General features: G+C 54.3%; 15 protein-coding genes and 1 tRNA gene. 10 read left to right on the top strand and 6 right to left on the bottom strand.

What is annotated here, in order from left to right:
* The first annotated feature begins 97 nt into the window (after positions 1 to 97).
* Together ACNQ62_RS05465 and ACNQ62_RS05460 are read left to right on the top strand one after the other, a co-directional pair.
* A complete protein-coding gene (locus ACNQ62_RS05465; protein WP_009826837.1) occupies positions 98 to 487 on the top strand; it encodes a nuclear transport factor 2 family protein in 390 nt (129 codons plus the stop codon).
* A 54-nt stretch (positions 488 to 541) separates the two neighbouring features.
* Positions 542 to 922 (top strand): VOC family protein, encoded by a 381-nt coding sequence (locus ACNQ62_RS05460; RefSeq protein ID WP_418094372.1) that lies wholly within the window; start codon positions 542 to 544, stop codon positions 920 to 922.
* A gap of 59 nt (positions 923 to 981) precedes the next feature.
* Here the strand turns inward: ACNQ62_RS05460 and ACNQ62_RS05455 are convergent, their stop codons facing one another.
* Positions 982 to 1,527, bottom strand: a complete 546-nt coding sequence (locus tag ACNQ62_RS05455; protein ID WP_074635026.1) for a YaeQ family protein — start codon at positions 1,525 to 1,527, stop codon at positions 982 to 984.
* Positions 1,528 to 1,850: 323 nt separating this feature from the next.
* Between ACNQ62_RS05455 and ACNQ62_RS05450 the strand changes: the two genes are divergently transcribed.
* The 7 genes from ACNQ62_RS05450 to ACNQ62_RS05420 all read left to right on the top strand — a co-directional run bounded on the left by ACNQ62_RS05450 (position 1,851) and on the right by ACNQ62_RS05420 (position 12,737).
* On the top strand, positions 1,851 to 2,321 hold the full coding sequence (locus tag ACNQ62_RS05450) for a (2Fe-2S)-binding protein (RefSeq protein WP_037944099.1): 471 nt from the start codon (positions 1,851 to 1,853) through the stop codon (positions 2,319 to 2,321).
* The gene (locus ACNQ62_RS05445; protein ID WP_418094371.1) at positions 2,314 to 4,626 is read left to right on the top strand and encodes a molybdopterin cofactor-binding domain-containing protein; all 2,313 of its coding nucleotides are present in this window, start codon (positions 2,314 to 2,316) and stop codon (positions 4,624 to 4,626) included. The genes ACNQ62_RS05450 and ACNQ62_RS05445 overlap by 8 nt, the downstream gene beginning before the upstream one ends.
* 503 nt (positions 4,627 to 5,129) lie before the next feature.
* Positions 5,130 to 6,338 (top strand): tyrosine-type recombinase/integrase, encoded by a 1,209-nt coding sequence (locus ACNQ62_RS05440; RefSeq protein ID WP_418094370.1) that lies wholly within the window; start codon positions 5,130 to 5,132, stop codon positions 6,336 to 6,338.
* A gap of 944 nt (positions 6,339 to 7,282) precedes the next feature.
* Entirely contained in the window at positions 7,283 to 7,876 is a 594-nt protein-coding gene (locus ACNQ62_RS05435; protein ID WP_418094369.1) for a hypothetical protein, read from the top strand.
* 971 nt (positions 7,877 to 8,847) lie between these two features.
* Positions 8,848 to 9,951 (top strand): hypothetical protein, encoded by a 1,104-nt coding sequence (locus tag ACNQ62_RS05430; RefSeq protein ID WP_418094368.1) that lies wholly within the window; start codon positions 8,848 to 8,850, stop codon positions 9,949 to 9,951.
* A 95-nt stretch (positions 9,952 to 10,046) separates the two neighbouring features.
* On the top strand, positions 10,047 to 10,943 hold the full coding sequence (locus ACNQ62_RS05425) for a site-specific integrase (protein WP_418094367.1): 897 nt from the start codon (positions 10,047 to 10,049) through the stop codon (positions 10,941 to 10,943).
* Positions 10,944 to 11,072: 129 nt separating this feature from the next.
* A complete protein-coding gene (locus ACNQ62_RS05420; protein WP_418094366.1) occupies positions 11,073 to 12,737 on the top strand; it encodes an Eco57I restriction-modification methylase domain-containing protein in 1,665 nt (554 codons plus the stop codon).
* Here ACNQ62_RS05420 and ACNQ62_RS05415 read toward each other — a convergent pair.
* From ACNQ62_RS05415 to ACNQ62_RS05400, 4 genes are all read right to left on the bottom strand, one after another.
* Positions 12,717 to 13,751 carry a hypothetical protein gene (locus tag ACNQ62_RS05415; protein WP_418094365.1) on the bottom strand — a complete coding sequence of 345 codons (1,035 nt, stop codon included), beginning with the start codon at positions 13,749 to 13,751 and terminating at the stop codon, positions 12,717 to 12,719. The genes ACNQ62_RS05420 and ACNQ62_RS05415 overlap by 21 nt on opposite strands.
* A gap of 202 nt (positions 13,752 to 13,953) precedes the next feature.
* Positions 13,954 to 14,823, bottom strand: a complete 870-nt coding sequence (locus tag ACNQ62_RS05410; RefSeq protein ID WP_418094364.1) for an HAD family hydrolase — start codon at positions 14,821 to 14,823, stop codon at positions 13,954 to 13,956.
* A 1-nt stretch (position 14,824) separates the two neighbouring features.
* Positions 14,825 to 15,577, bottom strand: a complete 753-nt coding sequence (locus tag ACNQ62_RS05405) for a hypothetical protein (RefSeq protein WP_418094363.1) — start codon at positions 15,575 to 15,577, stop codon at positions 14,825 to 14,827.
* Between the two features lie 746 nt (positions 15,578 to 16,323).
* Entirely contained in the window at positions 16,324 to 16,647 is a 324-nt protein-coding gene (locus ACNQ62_RS05400; protein WP_418094695.1) for a helix-turn-helix domain-containing protein, read from the bottom strand.
* Positions 16,648 to 16,733: 86 nt separating this feature from the next.
* Here ACNQ62_RS05400 and ACNQ62_RS05395 point away from each other — a divergent pair, with 86 nt between their 5' ends.
* Positions 16,734 to 17,132, top strand: a complete 399-nt coding sequence (locus ACNQ62_RS05395; protein ID WP_418094362.1) for a hypothetical protein — start codon at positions 16,734 to 16,736, stop codon at positions 17,130 to 17,132.
* An 854-nt stretch (positions 17,133 to 17,986) separates the two neighbouring features.
* On the opposite strand, the gene ACNQ62_RS05390 is transcribed toward ACNQ62_RS05395, so the two are convergent.
* Positions 17,987 to 18,061, bottom strand: a tRNA-Asn gene (locus tag ACNQ62_RS05390).
* Between the last annotated feature and the right edge of the window lie 51 nt (positions 18,062 to 18,112).

Here is an 18,112-nt window from a genome sequence, read left to right as displayed (position 1 = left end):
TTTGGCAGAATCCGACCGAAGCTTGTCAATATAGCCAGTATCGCGGGTTTCGCAGAAATGGCAATCTTGGATCAGCAACACTTACCGGAGGTTTGACATGACCCTGCACCCTGACCTGCTGAGCGCGATAGAGACCTATTTTGACGCGATACACGAGTGTGACACCGACAAGCTGAATGCCGTGTTTCACCCGGACTCAAGCCTGTTTGACGGCGACAATGGGACGGTCTTTGTAGAGCCGATCGACAGTTTCAGCCGCGATGTCGGAGCCCGCGTCTCTCCTGCCAGCACCGGGCAACCGCGCGAGGCCGAGGTGTTGATGATCGACATGCTGTCGCCACTGAGTGCAACGGTGAAAATCCGCATCCGCGCCCATGACAATGTCTTCGTCGATCACCTTGGTTTCGTGAAGGGCGCGCAGGGCTGGCAGATTGTATCGAAGATCTGGCATCTTGAGCGGCGCATTGACGCGTCCAATGCGGTCTGAGCGGCGGGGCAATTCGATTTTACGACAACACCAAACACTTGAAAGGGATAGGAAATGACCAAGATGAATGCCGTAGGATGGTTCGATATCTATGTGGACGACCTTGATCGGGCAGTCGGGTTCTACGAAGCCATGCTCGACACCAAGCTGGAGCCGATGCCAGACCCGAGCGGTGAGATGCAGATGATGAGCTTCCCGACCGAGATGACAGCCTATGGCGCGGGGGGCGCGCTGACCAAAGCGCCCTACGCGGGGCCAGGGGTCGGGGGCACGATTGTCTATTTCATGGTCGAGGATTGTGCCACCCAAGAGAGACGCGCGACCAGCGCGGGCGGGAGCGTCGCGCAACCGAAAACATCCATCGGTGAGTTTGGCTGGATCCTCGTGTGTCAGGATACCGAGGGCAATATGGTCGGCTTCCACTCCATGCAGTAGCGGCACAAGTTTCGCTTAAATGCGCGCTGGCGAGGGATCATCCCTACGCCAGTGGCGCGTCAGCCTGCGTCTTTCCACGTCTGGGGCGTCAGGTAGACGACGCTGTCATCGACGCTGACCATCACGTCACCGTCCTGAATATGCACGCCAAGCTTCATCGCGCGGTTGGCCAGCTTTGCCAGCGCCGCGGTGTCATGCTCTGCCAGATTGACGACCTCGAGCTTGTCGAAACGGGCGGTGCTGCTGCGGACCTTGTCCCACCAGACCTCTGCCGTTTTGCCGCCATAAGGATAGATCACGACCCGCGCGGATTTGTTGCAGGATTGCCGGATGATTTTTTCACTTGGCAGGCCGAGAGCCACCCAAACGTCGATCTCGTCGCTCAGGCTTTTTTGCCAGATATCGGGTTCATCATCGGTCGACAGGCCCTTTGTCATCTCAAGGTGCTCATGCGCGTTCAGGGCAAAGGCCAGCAGGCGCACCATCAGACGTTCATCGGTTTCCGAAGGGTGTTTGGCCACGGTCAGCTTGTGCGTCTCGTAGTAGTGGCGATCCATGTCCGAGACCGAAAGCTCGACTTTGTAGATCAGAGAATTTTGCGCCATGACGTTGCCGGACCCTTGATGACCGGACTGTCCTATACAGTCTGGTGATGGGGGGCAGTACCTGCCGGTGACTGGATAAACAAGGCGAGACTGCGCTGTGGAAAATCATGCGTGTATGAGTGGTGGCGAAATATTCTTTCGCCAAGCGCGCTTTCCGTGTAAGATCATCAAACGCGTATCGCGCATGGACCTCTGACAATCCCGTGATCATCTTGGTCCAGACCTGTCAAAGGGTGCCATGAAACCTATGTTGACCAGTTCGAAACCACGCTGTTATACGCGCCCTCCGCCCTAGGCAAAAATTACCCAAGGACAACGACTTAATGATTGAATTCGAATTGAACGGACGGCAGGTCTCTGTCGACGCTGAGCCGGATACGCCCCTGCTGTGGGCGATCCGTGACGAGATCGGACTGACCGGCACCAAGTTCGGCTGTGGCATCGGTGCCTGTGGCGCGTGTACCGTGCATATCGAGGGGACGGCCACACGGTCCTGCATCACCTATCTTTCGGATGTCGAAGGGATGAAGGTCACCACCATCGAAGGGCTGGACGAAAACGGCAACCACCCTGTGCAAGAAGCGTGGCGGAACCTGCGCGTGCCCCAGTGTGGCTATTGCCAGTCGGGTCAGATCATGCAGGCAGCGTCGCTGCTGAAAGACACGCCCAACCCCAGCGATGACGACATCGACGCGGTGATGACCGGCAACCTATGCCGCTGCATGACCTATACCCGAATCCGTCAAGCCGTGCGCGATGCCGCCACCGCTATGGGAGGCTCCGACAATGGCTAATTTGATTTCCCGCCTCACAGGCGCAGAGACGCAACCCCAGATGACCCGCCGTGGGTTCCTTGTCTCCATGACGGCCGTTGGCGTTGCATTCGGCTTCCCGCAGGCGTCGAACGCCGCAATGAATCCCGCGGTGCCGGATGGCACGCCGGTCACGCCCAATGGCGACACGTTCGAGCCGTCGATGTGGTACTGGATCGACGCCGAGGGTCAGGTCAACGTCAACATCATCCGCGCCGAGATGGGCCAACACGTGGGCACCGCCATCGCGCGTATTCTGGCGGACGAGCTGGAAGTCGCATGGGAAAACGTACACATCACCCATGTCGATACGGCCGAGAAATGGGGCCTGATGGTCACCGGCGGCAGCTGGTCGATCTGGCAAAGCTGGCCTGTCTACCGTCAAGCGGGGGCCGCTGGCCGCACCGCCTTGATCGAAGCCGCAGCGGCAAAGTGGGGCGTTGATGCCTCGGGTCTGACCGCACGCGACGGTGCGGTGACCGATGGCACGCAAACCATCAGCTATGGTGATCTGGTGGCCGATGGCCTTGACCGCAGCTTCACCGAAGAAGAGCTGGTAGCGCTGCCGCTGAAACCCCACGCTGACCTGCGCCTTGTAGGCCAGGACGTGCATCCGCTTGATCTGGATACGAAAACCACGGGTCAGGCGATCTATGGTCTGGATGCCAAGGTCGACGGGATGGTGTACGGCGTGCCGATGCTGCCCCCGACGCGCTATGGCTCCAAGGTGAATGCTGTGGACGATAGCGGTGCCAAGGACATCAAGGGTTACCTTGAAACCGTGGTGATCGAGGACCCGTCGGGCACTGTGCCGGGCTGGGTTGTGGTGCTGGCCAAAACGCTGCACGCCGCGCGCACGGCGACCTACGAGATCAGCGTCGACTGGACCTCGGGCGAGACGGCGAATGTCTCGGAAGAGGATATCCAGGCGCGCTCGCGCGAGCTGATCCAGGGCGAGGAAGGGTCGATCCTGCACACAGAGCAGCCCGACACGACCGCTGCCTTTGATTCCGCCGCCGACATGCTCGAAGCCGAATACACCACGCAATCCGTGCTGCACTTCCAGATGGAGCCGGTGAACGCCACGGTCTTCCAGAACGCCGATGGTGTTTGGGAAACCCACGCGGGCAACCAGTGGCAATCGCTGATCCTGCCCACACTGGCCGCCGCTTTGGAAGTACCCGCCGATAAGATCGTGATGCGCAGCTATATGCTGGGTGGGGGCTTTGGCCGTCGCCTGAACGGCGACTATATCGTGCCCGCAGCGCTCGCCTCGAAAGCGGTTGGCAAGCCGGTCAAGCTGGTGTTCTCGCGCGAGGAAGACGCGCAGTTCGACAGCATCCGGTCGCCGTCCGTGCAAAAACTGCGCATGGCGTTCGACGATGCCAAATCGGTCACGGGTATGGAACACCACGCCGCAGCCGGTTGGCCGACGCAGGTGATGGCACCGGGTTTCATGCCCAAAGGTGTCAACGAAGAACCCTATGACCCCTTTGCCATCGACGGTGCCGATCACTGGTACACGGTGGGTGCGCATCAGGTGCGGGCGATCTCGAACGATCTGGCGAATGCGACCTTCCGTCCCGGCTGGCTGCGGTCTGTCGGACCGGGCTGGACCAACTTTGCCGTGGAAAGCTTCATGGATGAAGCGGCGCATAAAGTCGGTGCCGATCCGCTGCAGTTCCGTCTGGATCACCTGAAGGCCGAAGGCATCAACGCGGGCTCTGCGCCCAATGCGGTTGGTGGTGCATCGCGTCAGGCCGCTGTTTTGCAGCGCGTGGCAGAGATGTCGGGCTATGGCAGTGCAGAGCTGCCCGAGGGCACCGCAATCGGTATTGCCACCACCTATGGCCAGTCGCGCAGCATGCCGACCTGGACAGCGGCCGCGGTCAAGCTGGCGGTTGATCCTGAAACGGGCGAGGTCGATGTCCAGAAGATGTGGCTGGCGTTTGACTGCGGCACCGTGGTGGACCCCGACGGGGCGCGCGCACAATGCGAAGGTGCAGCGCTTTGGGGGCTGTCGATGGCGCTGCATGAAGGCACCCGGATCGAGAATGGCAACGTCATCGACCTGAACCTCGGGGCCTATACGCCACTGCGTCTGGCCGATGTGCCCGAGCTTGAAATCGACTTTGTCGAAAGCACCGAAGTACCCGTTGGTCTGGGCGAGCCCGGCACCACCGTGATCGCACCCGCGATTGCCAACGCGATCTTCAACGCGACGGGCGCGCGTGTGCGTCACCTGCCGATCACCGGCGATGCTGTGCTTGCCGCGATGAAGTCCTAAAAACTGATCGGGCGGGCGCAGTCATCGCGCCCGCCCGTTCCGACAAACCAAGTGCCCGCGGCTGATTCAAATCCGTCGGGTACCGTTGCCCATATTTCCCGAAATTTGTTCGTTTTCCCAACGCGCTGCGTCGTTGCGCATCGCGCCGTTCTGCGCACCGTGTTGCGTGGGATTGGCACCCCATCAGCTAAAACGCAAAGGATGTGCCACGCAGGCCCCCAGAACGCGAAAAGCGCCCCCGAAGGAGCGCTTTTTCGTTTGCCGCCAACCACCTAAGGGGAAGTTGGCTCCGACGGTAGGGATCGAACCTACGACCAATTGATTAACAGTTACTAAATCCTGCATTATCGCTTGGTAGCGCCACACGACACAAGCCGTCATCAAGAGACAATTATCAAATAATAACGGTCTCTTATGCTGATTTTTCTTGATTTCGTGACCACTAATCTTGTCACTAGAAGTCGCTACAACTGACTACTAAAGGACTACTAGGAGGTTCAAAGATGGTCAAACTTACCGCGCAATATGTGAGAGACCTATCCCTGACCGATCAAGGGCAACGACTTGTTGTGGATAGTGCGCAGCCAGGGTTCGGGGTCCGTGTGGGGAAAACCTCGAAGGCCTATATCGCTGAAAGCAGAGTTAGAGGGAAAACGTGCCGGGTCACCATCGGGCGTACCGACAAACTTACGCTCCCCGAAGCGCGGAAGCTGGCGGTGAAAGCATTGGCGGAGATGGCTGATGGGCGTGACCGCAACGCGGAAAAGAGGCAAGAGCGGGCCAAGCTGATGACATTAGGACAAGCTGTGGAAGGTTGGCTTAACGAGCGTGACCACAGGGTAGGCACCGCGAACCAATACCGGGACACGATGGACCGCGAGTTTAGCGACTGGCAGAATATGCAACTAAGACAGATTACACCAAAGGTATTTCAAACTCGTTTCCATGAGATGATGGAACGAACGCAAACGGGGGCCGCACTGGCGGTGCGCACATTCAAATCTTGCTGGAACTGGGCGCGTGCTGAGGTGACAGATGCAGAGGGGAGAGCACTACTGCCAGAATGTCCGGCAGAAATAGTGCGGGCCAAGAAACTGATGCCAAAAGCGAAGCGTAAACAAACCTATGTTTCTAACTGGTGCGCCTTTTTCGATGCGTTAGAAGTCCTCGAAACCAATTCGAACCGCCATCAAGGTGCGGACGAGAACTTCCGGCTTTTTATCGAGTTGCTGGCGCGAACTGGACTGCGACGAAACGAAGCCGCGAACTTGCGATGGTCGGATGTCAACATGGAAGCTAGGACGCTCACGATCACGGCAGACAGAGCCAAGAACGGTGAAGCCTTGACCTTGCCCATGTCAAACCAAACCGTTGAGCTGTTTGAGCGCGTTCGGGACCGCACTGAGGGTCAAACCTATCTATGGGGTGCAGACCCTTACGGAGATCCCAGGAGGACGCTTATGGCCTTCAGGGAGTTGCTAGGTTGGAATTTAAACTTCCACGATTTGCGACGGAGTTTTGCCACCATTGCCACGGAACTGGACATCCAGCAGTCGAAGATCATGCGCCTACTCAATCATGCCACGGGGGCAAGCGTCACTTTAGGCTACCAAGTCTCGAAAAACCCCGAAACGCTTCGCAGCTCGGTTCAGGAGATCTCAGATTTTATTGACGATTGCCGTCGAATGAAAGTTGTCAATAACGCGGCTTGACAACAATTTAGGCCCTAGCTACCTTTTTAATCGTCGCAGGAAAAAAACGACACATCGCGTCCTTACCACGGAGGGTGCCTGATTAACGCCGAAACCGCGGTCTGAGGACTTGGAAGTAGGTGGGCAGACGCGAAGCAAAACCAAAAAATAGTGCGCAGCCAAATATATTGGTGCGCTTTGCTTCGAACCTGTGGAGAAACGCAAATGTTACGAAATACCACAAAGCAAATTCCTGTTGAATCAGGCGAAATGCTCACATCTGACCAAGCAGCTATGTTGATGGGTGTTACTGCTAGATGGCTCACCCATGACCGGCATGTCGCGAGAGCAAATGCTACTCCGCCCCGCGTGCCATTTGTTGCGCTTGGCCCACGTTCCGTGCGGTACAGGCGAACTGACGTACTGGCCTTTATTGATGCAAATCGCGTACAGGGGGGGTGATGCAATGCGGGAAAGACCAGACACGAGGGCGGGCGCGCACACGTCGGAGAGATCCGATCAAGACAGCCTTATGTCCCCCGGCTATCTCAATGATTTTCTTATAAAAAGGAGTGCGCTAGAGGTTCATATCAAGTCACTTCCAGATGGAAAAAAAAGGGGCTCTTACTCAGGTCCGTTCTCGTTATGGGCGTTACCAAGCGGAGGCGATAAAGATTGTCATGCGCCGTGCATTGTTAGACGGGACAGAGAGACATGAAGCAACTGTCTTCAATAGGTTAGCGACGGGCTATGTTGATTATTAGCCTCCAAGATTAGGGCCCTAGGGGCGGAAAATGAGTGGGTTGGCTAACCCTATATAAAAGCCCCCCCCGGTTGCAGCCGAGGGGAGGTGGCAACGATATCGCTGGGAAATTCGAAACTGACCTTTTCATCCGTATGTTTAGGCGAGGCTTGATTCTGTGACAAGTGCAAGCTGTCTTCCCGGCCCAAATCAGGTTCGGAATATGACGCTACCGGTAAATAAGACAGCAAAATTAGAGGCTTTAAAGCTTCTGGCGATGGGCGGGACGATGGCAAAGAAAGCGACCATTCCACAAAAGAAGCCCCCTACTAAAACAGCCGAATATAATGTTTCTGCAAGCAAAGCAGCCAATGCGAAAACGGCCAACGAAAAGTGGGAACGTCCCAATCTCAACGCACTCTGCCGAAAGTTGGCGGGCGAGGACATGGCCGCGGGACTCTTGCTGGCTCACATTCTCTACATCTGGCGCAATCGTAAAAAGAAGCTTGAGCGCCATGGTCTCCATTGGCTGGCTCACAAGCGAGAAGCATGGGCCAAGGCATCGGGCCTCACCTTCTCAGAGTTTAGGGACCGTGCTTTACCCCGACTTAGGAAGGAGTGCCAAGCATTTCTGACTATCAAAGCAATGGGCAATGGACCGGCTAAAATGCTTTGGATAAGCGTCGATGAAGAAACACTGATGGAGTTCATCAAAGGCAGCAAGACGATGGATTGGGAAATGTTCTGGGCGCAGTTAGACGGGGTCGGGGTGGGGTTTCATAAGTCTCCGAACAACTACTATTCGAAAGACATTTAGAAATGCCCCGAAACGGGCTCTGAAGACGATTAGTAAAGGTCTCCGTTCGACGACGATTATAAAGATACCTACGGTATCTTAAGAGAAAGGACGTTAAGAGAAACCCCATGTATAGATAACTTTATCTATACACATCAAACCTTCGCTGCGCTCTGGTTTCATCGAGCAAGTCTTCAGAAAAGACCACAGAGGGGGGTGGTTCGGTGACCAACAGAAGAGCCTAAAGAAGTAACGCGAGCGCGAACGCATTCTGAACCTTTGTCGAAATCTGATCTGACGGCCTCGAATAGTTAGAAAGGCAGCCATTATCCAGGCATCATCGAACGGCAGTGCGTGTGTCGAGTTTTAGGTGCGTCAAGGCCAACTTGAGCGCCTTGGTGCCATACCCTTACCGGAGCGATGAGATTGCGCCCACACGGCCTCTCACCGCCTCTCACGGCAACTCTTCGACTGCTCCCCCGGATCATGTGTGGTCAGGCGCAATCGCGCCGAATCTGCTTGGTACAAGCTAACAGTATGGAAACGGGCGGCGAACGGGAAGGAGACCTCTCCGTCTGAACTCGACGCTGTTTCCTCAACCAAGGCAGATCACGTCCGATCGAAAAGATTTAACGCATAGCTCCTGAGAGAACGCTTGGCGTGCGAAAAAAAACAAGTGACCCGGCTGAACAACTGACATTAGCAAGCAAAGGCATGTCAAACTGGCGCTGATCCGGCTGGCATGCGGACAGGTTTTTGATAAAAAGCGGCCTGCTGAGTCAAAAGAACCCTACTTTCAGAGAGAAATGACACAAAAACTATCCTGACTTAGAGGGGCAACCTGTGCCGTGCAAACAATTGCACGCTCGATGTGGTAGGGCGGTCTATAAATCGTAATTTGGTCTAAAGAGTGCTCTAAATATTGACCTCATCGCACTTTAAGATAATCTAATACTGGGTGCGATTGCCTCCGTTTTAAAGGAGGACAGGAATTGCTTGCCTATATCAAAGATCACCATGACATCATTGAAGCATTGACCGTATTGGCTGCAAGCACGAGCTCACGTAGCTTAACTTCAGGCGCGGGACTCGACCGCTACCTCGCGGCCTCGCTGCTTCAAAAAGCTATTCGGCGCGGAGAACCTGAGTTTGCGTGGAGAGCCGCGAGCTACCTAGTTGAAAATTATAGAGAATACTTTTGGCGTAGGCTGCCGATCATCGCGCTTGAGGACATCGGTTTAGCTAATTTGAAGCTCGTCGAACTGGTGTTGGCAACCTCCTCCGACACTTCAGTTCGCGCAAAATGTGGGGGATGCATAAGGGTTGCATCTCTGCTGATCGACCACATGTGCGAGAGCATAAAGGACCGTTCTAGTGATGATCTCTATGACGTGTTGACAAGAGATCATGCTGTGGAAGAACACCGTGCCCGTCTTCTGGAATGCAATCCGGACGTTCTGTTCAATCCGTTTGAATGGGGTGAGGGGGGGGTCGTTAAGACAGCTAACAAACTCGCGGCTCTTGCGGGATGTGGCGCTGAAGTTCCAGCAATGGGACTGAACAGGCGTAGGTGGAAGTCAGCCATAGAAGCGCTCGACGAGACCTTCGTTTCACCCGTCGTTCGCGAAGTGGCGCTATTGGGGGTTGATGTTACCGGCTGTGTACTGGCACCGATGATGCTCGCCGCATCTGGCCGATCCCAAATCACCGGGGCGACGATCGACGATCCAACTCTCGAACCCACTAGCATGGCCGATGTACCTCTATGGGCCCTTGGATTGCATACTCGTGTGGGGTTGGACGGGTTCCGACGGTTTATCGCACAATCGCGGAAAATGAAAGCAATACTGCGAGAGAGCGCGACCGGTGACGTCTCGCCCGCTAAAATGGTCGGAGGACTGGTCTTTCGGCTCGACTGTGGGCAGCTGAAGCGCCGCTTGGATTGGCAGACGGGCAATGAACTAAAATCGCGAGCGACCAACTTGGGCTGGGGCGTCCGGGACGAAGCTGTTCCTGAAGCTCTCGCTATCCTTCGCAATGAATACGACCTGCTGAGCGAATGCCGCGCGGCTGCACTTCGAGATTACCTCAAATGAACAGGGCGCAGTTGTCCCTCCCGCATGTGCTACCTGGCCTAACCCGGCATAATCCTTTCTTATCCCGGTTTATAAAGGCGACAGATGGAACCGGAATGACTCGTACCGAGGCGGTCGAGCATTTCGTACGTGAAAGCCTTTCCGAAAACACCCGCCAAGCCTATCGCTCCGACCTGGCGCACTTCATTGGTTGGGGCGGGGTATTACCAGCGTCACCGGAATTGGTCGCCCAATACCTAGCAGATCATGCCAAACTGCTTGCCCCCGCTAGCCTTGCGCGGCGGATAGCCACCTTGAGCAAGGTCCATGCCGCAAACGGTTGGGGAAATCCGTGCCGTGCTGAAATCGTTCGCGCAACAATGCGGGGAATCAAGCGCGTCAAAGGTACCGCACAGGATCAGGCCAAGCCACTCCTACGCGAAGACCTGTTCTTAGTCCTTGATACCCTTGGAGACGACACTCGCTCTATCCGTGATCGTGCTTTGTTGTTGATAGGCTGGGCAGGTGGTTTCAGGTCATCTGAACTCACGGGGCTGGACGTGACAGATGTCGAAAAAGTTCGCGAAGGTCTTGTGCTACACCTGCGTCGTTCTAAGACCGACCAGACCGGGCAAGGTCGCAGGCTTGGCATTCCTCTCGGAAGAACCCGACACTGCCCCGTGGCGGCGCTCACAGCATGGCTGGACACCGCCAAACAATCTAACGGTAAGATATTCCGTCCTGTCGATCGCCACGGCAATCTGAAAGGCAACGCGTTGCGTGGAGATGCGGTTTCAACCGTCCTCCGAGGCCGTTTAACAGCCGCAGGAATTGATCCGATTGGCTACAGCGGCCACAGCCTCCGCGCAGGCCTCGCCACCAGCGCCATTAAGGCGGGCGTGCCGACCTACAAAGTTCGCGCACAGACAGGCCACTCCTCGGATGCGATGCTAGGCCGGTACGTGCGGGAGGCTGGATTGTTCGACGGGAACGCCGTAGTAACTTTGTTGTAACTAAGCTTTCGTCACGCCTACTGAGATTATTCACTACCTCTTCAGGGAAGTGCTGTTGGCTCTCGTAGATATTGTGAAGCTAGGCATCTAATTTCGGATACGCGGCGTAAACGCAGATGGAACAGAAAAATGACAGAAGCAGTTCGGTTTTCCAAACGTTACGAGGATGTAGGCGACACCAAGTCTGATGGCGTCACCTACACCCCCCGCGCATTGGCAAACTTTGTTGCAGACCGTATCGTCGCAAATAAGGCCCCCGTTTCCACTCGTCCGGTCCGCCTACTTGACCCCGCTGTGGGGCATGGGGAGTTATTGCTGGCCCTGCTGGCACGTCTAGATGGGCCAGTCGAGGTCTATGGGTTTGAAACGGACCCTGAAGCTTTGGAAGTGGCCCGTATGCGGTTATCGCTGGAATATCCCAGCGCATTGTTGAAGCTGCGCTTCGGTAGCTTCCTTGATCACGTGCTAGATGAGTTCTCCGGGGGGCTTTTTGGTGCCGCTGAAAAGTATGATCTGATAATCGCGAATCCACCATATGTCCGAACACAGATCATTGGAGCGGAGCGGGCGCGCCTTCTCTCTTCACAGTTCGGGTTGACTGGGCGTGTGGACCTATATCACGCCTTCTTGCTGGGTATGGGGACTGTATTGGCGTCAGACGGTGCCGCTGGGTTCATCGTGTCCAACCGATTCATGACAACCAAAGGCGGCGCGTCTGCGCGCGCAGGGATGATAAACGACCTCCGCCTGCGCGAGGTTTATGATTTGGGTGATACAAAACTGTTTGAAGCGGCGGTCCTGCCCGCAATTCTGATCGCGCGGGGAAATGGGGATGAAGCTCAAACGCCTTCCTTCCATTCGATTTACGAAACCAGAGCGGAGCCCGAGTTCACCTCCAAAGATGTACTCACCGCTCTTGAACATGAAGGAGCGGTAGCTATTCCGGATGGCCGTGCCTTCCTTGTTCAGCACGGCACGTTAGACAATGGCAACGATCCGACCGGTGTTTGGCGGTTGGCATCGGAAGGGGTCGAGCGTTGGCTTGATGCCGTTCAACAGAATACTTGGAGCACCTTCCGCGAAATTGGGAAGATTAGGGTCGGCATCAAAACATGCGCTGACAAGGTTTTCATTCCCAAGGCCTGGGACAGGGAATTGGAACTGCACCGCCCATTGACTACGCATCACACGGCGCAACGGTTCCGGCCCGAGCCGCCCCACAGGAAGGTCTTGTATCCTCACCACATAGTTGACGGTCGCAAGCAAGCCGTGAATCTGGCGCAATACCCGGCTAGCCGGGCCTACCTTGAAGAACATCGCCAGACCCTAGAGGGCCGCAGCTATGTGATTGAGGCGGGGAGAGAGTGGTATGAGATTTGGGTGCCACAAAACCCAGCGGATTGGCACGCCCCAAAACTGGTTTTCCGGGACATATGCGAACAGCCGACATTCTGGATGGACCTAGAGGGAACCATCGTCAACGGGGACTGCTACTGGCTGACGGGCGACGAAGACTTGCTATGGCTCGCCCTTGGCGTGGCCAACTCAACATTCATTGAGCGGTTCTATGACCGGCGGTTTAACAATAAGCTGTACGCTGGGCGTCGTCGCTTCATCACGCAGTATGTGGAACAATTCCCACTCCCAGACCCCGCCGGCGACAGCGCGCGTGCGATTATTGAGGCTTGCCGCGACCTCTACGCGCGATTGATTGATGGCCCAGAGCCCGATCTGGAGAAACGGATTGATGAGATGGTCTGGGCCGCGTTCGGATTACCTGTAGAAGAAGTCTGAAGGCAGCGGTATCTGGAGCTTCTTGTTCAGCACTTTCCCGCCAAATTGGGGAAAGCGGGTGAAAAAGCTCGCACCAGTGGTGAGGTACAAGTTTGTCAGCGTCACGTTTACCCCGTCCGTATGGGCAGAAAATAACGCATAGCGAACGTCGCAATGGCGAATCTGAGTCCCTTCGATCTGAGGCACGTCCAGTGGTTCCTTGCTGGCGGGAAGGACAAGGCCCAAGTCGATTGTCGGGGAGGTCTGGAGTTTGACCTCAATGAGCTGGTTCCGAACATCTGGAAACCGCCCATCGTCACGGTAGTCTGCGTAGCCCAGAAGTTCGCAGACGATGCGGTGCAGAGCGGCTCCCCGGTTGCGTTCTTGATCTCGGCCTGCATCGGGGAACGACTGGCCCACGGCACCGAGCAGCCGGTCAAACACCTCGCCGATGGGCAGGATGAGGCCGTGGGCTGGGTGATCTATTGGGCTGACTTGTTCGGCGAGGTTGGCACCGGCGCGGACGTGGGGCAGGAGGATGTCAGTGTCAGCTGACGCAATAAGTTCCGCGCCCGCTTGCCCGGGGACCAGCCGTGCCTGATACTTCTGCGTCAGCGTTCCCGTTGTGTCGAGCTGAGCCAGCTCCTCCCCATTGACCACCTTTATGCGCCTTATGACGCCCGCATCATCAACCCGGAGGAGCACATACCTGCGCGACGGAGATAGCTCTTCATTCCAGATTTGGAGGTTGTTCGCCTTCTGGGCGTAGGTATCGAACATCTGCCCATAGAAGCGCGGCTGAATTTTTGTAAAGCTCTTGGGAACCGGATAGCCCAGAGCGTCACAAACGTGCTGCTTGACTAGCTTCGATCTTGTCCTGATCGGTACGTCTAGGCCATCAATCCCTACAAGGGCTTCGCTGAGAATACGTTCTAGGTCCGGTGTCGGTATCCAAAGCTCAGGATCACCAACTTCGATTGGATCAAATATAGTTAGACCACTTTCTGCAATCGCGCTGACGTAATCATTGCCCATTTAATGCCTCTCAAGCCGCACCTTATCACGAAGTAGCATTTGAATTGTATCTTTGCTAGCTTTCGCAAGAATTCTGGGTATGCCACGGCTCGCCTACCGGAACGGAACCGCAACGCGCAATAAAATTGGTGGGAAAATATTGCGGGACCTCTTCCACTGAGCCGGTCATCTCGTACCTCGATACGTTAACCAAGCACTAATATTACGCTGAGTTTCGCCTTTTCAGGCAAGGAAGAATTTCTGCAAATGAGTTCTCTAGTACTAGGTCAGGTACGGTACCAGTTGCTGCAGCCTTTACAGCACTCTCCCTGTCAATATCCTCAGTTGTCCAGTGAGAAACCGCAACAAGGGCTCTGTATTTTTCTGAGTTAACGTTATTTCCATATTTAGCCCAAGCAGAGAAAACCCCAGCGTTTTGGGCCATGTAAATGTCTTTCCCAATGCTGTCACCGACATAGACTGCATCACTTGGACTAAATCCTTCGAGGTCGCAAATATCCAATAACACTTGAGCATTTGGTTTTCTGTCCTCGGGTGGTAGCTCTTTTATGTTTACCTCTGGAAATTTCTTTAACCATTCCTCACTTTCGGCTTCGGTCTTGATTCCCCCCTGCGCTCTTTCTCTGCAATATATAGAATTGAACCTATCAAGGATATTGAGTTGCCGAAGCCGCCCAAGAACTGAATACAGCTTGCCCTCTGTATGCGCTACGAGAGTCACGTTCTCGGATTGGAGCGCGTTCAGTGTATCTAGGACGCCATCATAAAGTTGGAGGTGGGTTTTCCGCACTGAATTGAAGGAATGAAACGCCGAATCTAAGTGGGCCGCCTTTTGCTCAAGTGAAAAATCTGGAAAATGATTTGAGACAATTTCAGTTTCCAGCAGCGCAAAAGGGTGCTCGGTATCATGATGTTTTTGGTGAACCTTACGAAGGTCTACCAACAGATCAGCCTTGTCGCAGCCTAATATCTCGGTCGCTCGATCTACCATCGCGTAAAATGCTGGTACAAAATAATCTACCCAATCATAGAGCGTGTTATCGAGGTCGCATACCAAAAGTTGTGATGGCAAGTTAGTTCGACCCACTTGTCGCTTTGTCCGTAGGGCTTTCGGATGGAGTGGGAGCGGTGGCATCTGAGTTTTCTACTTGTCTATTTAAATCGGTGGCTCCCGCAGTCGACGAGGTCGGCTCTATCGTTGAAGGAGTTGAAGGAGTTGAAGCATCCAGTTTTTTTGTGTCAGAAACGCTACCAAACGAAGAACTATTTGTAAAAATTAGCAAAGCGACAGCAGCCAAGGCCAAAAATCCTTGTGTCGCTCGATAGAACGACCTGATTTTGTCATGAGCCGAAACTTTGATATTTCCACCGTAATGATTTTTTCCTGTTTCATCTTCCTGAGCGCTCGCATCCGTGAAGCGGCTGAAATGCGAGATAGAGCAAGTCATCCCCTTTCGCAAACCGACCATGGGGACCAAGCAGTTTCGCTCGAAGTCCTCACCAAACGTAACCGCACCTCTGAGCATGCGATGATAAACATTTAGGTCGAGTGTCTTGACCGCTTGTAGGGCCAGCATGGCTCCAGCGGTAAGGAGAACCGACACATGGAGAGTAAGGTCGTAGCCAAAGACCGAAAACGAAAATGAGAAGTCGTCGCCTTCACTCAAGAGCACGATCCCTACGCCTAGGGCTGCTGTCACGAAGGTGAGGCCAAGCTGACGTGATTTGACTTGCATTTCATTGAAGTGCATTTGCGTTTCAACTGACTTCGCCCAAATCTCGATGATTTGCTGCCCTTTGTCAGTGCCAAGATCTTCTGGAGCCATAGTTGCTCACCTCTATTATTATTAGCTTATTTTCTCTTGATTTTGGCAGATGCTTTGCGTGTTTTATAGAACCGCGCGCATTTTCCCGAAACGTCAGACAATACTATAAGATAGATTACAGTCCGAGAGGGTAATGTCCACTGCGGGTTGTCTGCCGTCATCTGGTGGCCAATCGGGAGTTCGCCTGTCTCCGCGCTGCCGCAAGGCCTCCTCGTCCCGAACTCTAGACATTTGCCCATGGTCACTCGATTCATCTGCGGCGAACGTCACCTTTGCGCTCCACAGCAAAGCATGAAGCGTGACCTGAGCGCCTCAGAGGGATGACTTTATGAAGGCCGCTATCCTCCGCATAGCTGCCGTTCGACCACTGCGCAGCATCTGGCAAAGAGGGCTCAGAATCTTCTTCTGGCGGTCTCGTTCGGGAGTAAGGACCTGTGTCCTTAACAATGCATCCAACGAAGATCATTTGGCAGGTGGCAAACAACAATAGGAAAACCCTACGCCTCCCAAAATTTAGCAAAATGGCATGCCAACGGACCTTATGGCAGCAAACCTATTCCACATCACAATTTTGATACAGGCAGCTCAATCTACGCCCAAAACGACACTCGAGCATGCTGGACGACACCACATCTATGCCATTTCGATGCAAAATAATGCGGGGCCTTCCAAGCGCGGGCGAGCGGAATGTCGGAATAGGCGGCAATCCTTCCACTGTTGTTCTTCTTGAACAACTCAATCAGGCGCTAGAGGCTCTTCACGGCCAATGCCTCTACCTGTACAGCAACAATCTCTAACGCACTGTCTGAAACTCCCTGAGCTGCAGACTGGACACGTTGTATCAGGAGGTCGCGAGGGGCTGTCTTGAGTTCTTCGTGGCCGAGGAGCTGATTAGGCGTAGCGCCCAGCGCCTCAGCAATCCAAACAAGTGTAGCGAGGTCAGGTTCACGATCACCACTGACATAATGCGCGTAGCGCCGATCGCTGGGACCACTACGTTGAGCAGCATCTGGGTTGGAGATACCCAGTTCCTCCGACCGACTTCTCAAATTCTTAGCAAACGCATCCATGTGAACGTTTCGTTCTGGATTATACGTGTATGCCATGTACAATTTGGTCATTAATAAATGAACATAATGCTTTTGACAGATGACCTATGAGAACGACATTCTATGCACTCACGGCAGCCGCCGTTTTCGTAACGACCACCGCCAAAGCAGACCCCGGTGAGATTATCTCAATAGACGATGGTGCGTTGCTCGTTTGTCGGAGCTACTCAACAGCTCAAACCATGTATGCATTGGTGGCGAATGATAGGGACGATAACGTCAATGGCTGTTGGGTGGTCGACCCACCCATGGAAGTCATTGTTCTGCAAGACGGCCCCCGCCTTAGTAGCATTACCTACCGTGATTTGACTACTGAGGCAGAGATTGCTCGGATGGTCGCGAGCGGTGCTTCTGAGCTCATGCTGGAGCGTGTGCGCGCGAACCCGTGGTCAGCATGGTATCAAAGTCCTGCATGGGCGTTTACCGAATGGCTCAAACCGGAGTAGTTTGCTGCCAAGTCGCCGCAGTAAGACGGGCTAAAAGTCGTCATCCTATTTCGGGCTTCCTAACGACAGCTTTAGACCGATTGTGTTGGAGAGCTCCCTCCGCCTTGGAGTGTGCCCCTCGGACTAAAGTTCCGTTCTGCGGACAGTCAGGTTTGACGCTCTGACCGGGCATTATGATTGATAGTGAGAGCGAGCGTGCTCAAGGTTTGGGGCTTTTCGAGCTGACCCGAGTCCTAAACAAAATCAGCCCTATAGGTCGTTCAGAGCCAAAAGTTGGACTGTAGCGGCATCCCCACGCTATGAATCGTGGGAGCGATGCCAATGGCGCTCAATAGCCGAACCGCAACGCACATACAATTGGTGGGAAATATATGGCGGGGCCCCTTCTTTTGGGTCGGTCATATGGTACAGTAAATCAGAACACAATGGCATGGCTTCAGCTAACCGACTGGTATCGTTAATATCGCAGAAACTAGGATGCTTTCCCATCGTCTCCGTCATTTCCAGTCTATATTCGCCGGGTTGAACTCGGGTACCCCATCATCACAAGATACCAGACATGCTCATTGTGGGGCGTCCTAAACGTTCTAAGGAGCATTTTACGCCCTACTTATTTGCTACTTTAACATAGACGTTCTTCATGAGCTCTGTCTCGAAATGCTTGGGGCTAGGGCAGGGTAGAACTCGAAAAATGAATCTGAAGTCGAATTCTTTCAAAAGGCGCGAACAACTAAATCCTGTACAACCGGTCAACGATAATTACTAAGATTGACTACTATATGCCTGCTAGGAAATATAAACCAAAAAACCCAGTATGACAATTCTACCTATCATACTGGGTTTGTTATATTTTTTGGCTCCGACGGTAGGGATCGAACCTACGACCAATTGATTAACAGTCAACTGCTCTACCGCTGAGCTACGTCGGAACGGTCTGCACCGTATAGCTATGGTAATTTCCGGCGTCCAGAGGGTTTTGC

Source organism: Sulfitobacter sp. SBS6 (assembly GCF_048285585.1).
In the GTDB taxonomy this organism is placed as follows: Bacteria; Pseudomonadota; Alphaproteobacteria; order Rhodobacterales; family Rhodobacteraceae; genus Sulfitobacter; species Sulfitobacter pontiacus.
The sequence above is the reverse complement of the archived record's forward strand: the minus strand, read 5'-3'. Positions and strand labels throughout refer to the sequence as shown.

Coding starts and splice junctions, on each gene's coding strand:
- ACNQ62_RS05450 (WP_037944099.1), top strand. CDS start 1,851: ATGATTGAATTCGAATTGAACGGACGGCAGGTCTCTGTCGACGCTGAG.
- ACNQ62_RS05445 (WP_418094371.1), top strand. CDS start 2,314: ATGGCTAATTTGATTTCCCGCCTCACAGGCGCAGAGACGCAACCCCAG.
- ACNQ62_RS05425 (WP_418094367.1), top strand. CDS start 10,047: ATGACTCGTACCGAGGCGGTCGAGCATTTCGTACGTGAAAGCCTTTCC.
- ACNQ62_RS05465 (WP_009826837.1), top strand. CDS start 98: ATGACCCTGCACCCTGACCTGCTGAGCGCGATAGAGACCTATTTTGAC.
- ACNQ62_RS05400 (WP_418094695.1), bottom strand. CDS start 16,647: ATGGATGCGTTTGCTAAGAATTTGAGAAGTCGGTCGGAGGAACTGGGT.
- ACNQ62_RS05460 (WP_418094372.1), top strand. CDS start 542: ATGACCAAGATGAATGCCGTAGGATGGTTCGATATCTATGTGGACGAC.
- ACNQ62_RS05455 (WP_074635026.1), bottom strand. CDS start 1,527: ATGGCGCAAAATTCTCTGATCTACAAAGTCGAGCTTTCGGTCTCGGAC.
- ACNQ62_RS05415 (WP_418094365.1), bottom strand. CDS start 13,751: ATGGGCAATGATTACGTCAGCGCGATTGCAGAAAGTGGTCTAACTATA.
- ACNQ62_RS05440 (WP_418094370.1), top strand. CDS start 5,130: ATGGTCAAACTTACCGCGCAATATGTGAGAGACCTATCCCTGACCGAT.
- ACNQ62_RS05435 (WP_418094369.1), top strand. CDS start 7,283: ATGACGCTACCGGTAAATAAGACAGCAAAATTAGAGGCTTTAAAGCTT.
- ACNQ62_RS05405 (WP_418094363.1), bottom strand. CDS start 15,577: ATGGCTCCAGAAGATCTTGGCACTGACAAAGGGCAGCAAATCATCGAG.
- ACNQ62_RS05420 (WP_418094366.1), top strand. CDS start 11,073: ATGACAGAAGCAGTTCGGTTTTCCAAACGTTACGAGGATGTAGGCGAC.
- ACNQ62_RS05395 (WP_418094362.1), top strand. CDS start 16,734: ATGAGAACGACATTCTATGCACTCACGGCAGCCGCCGTTTTCGTAACG.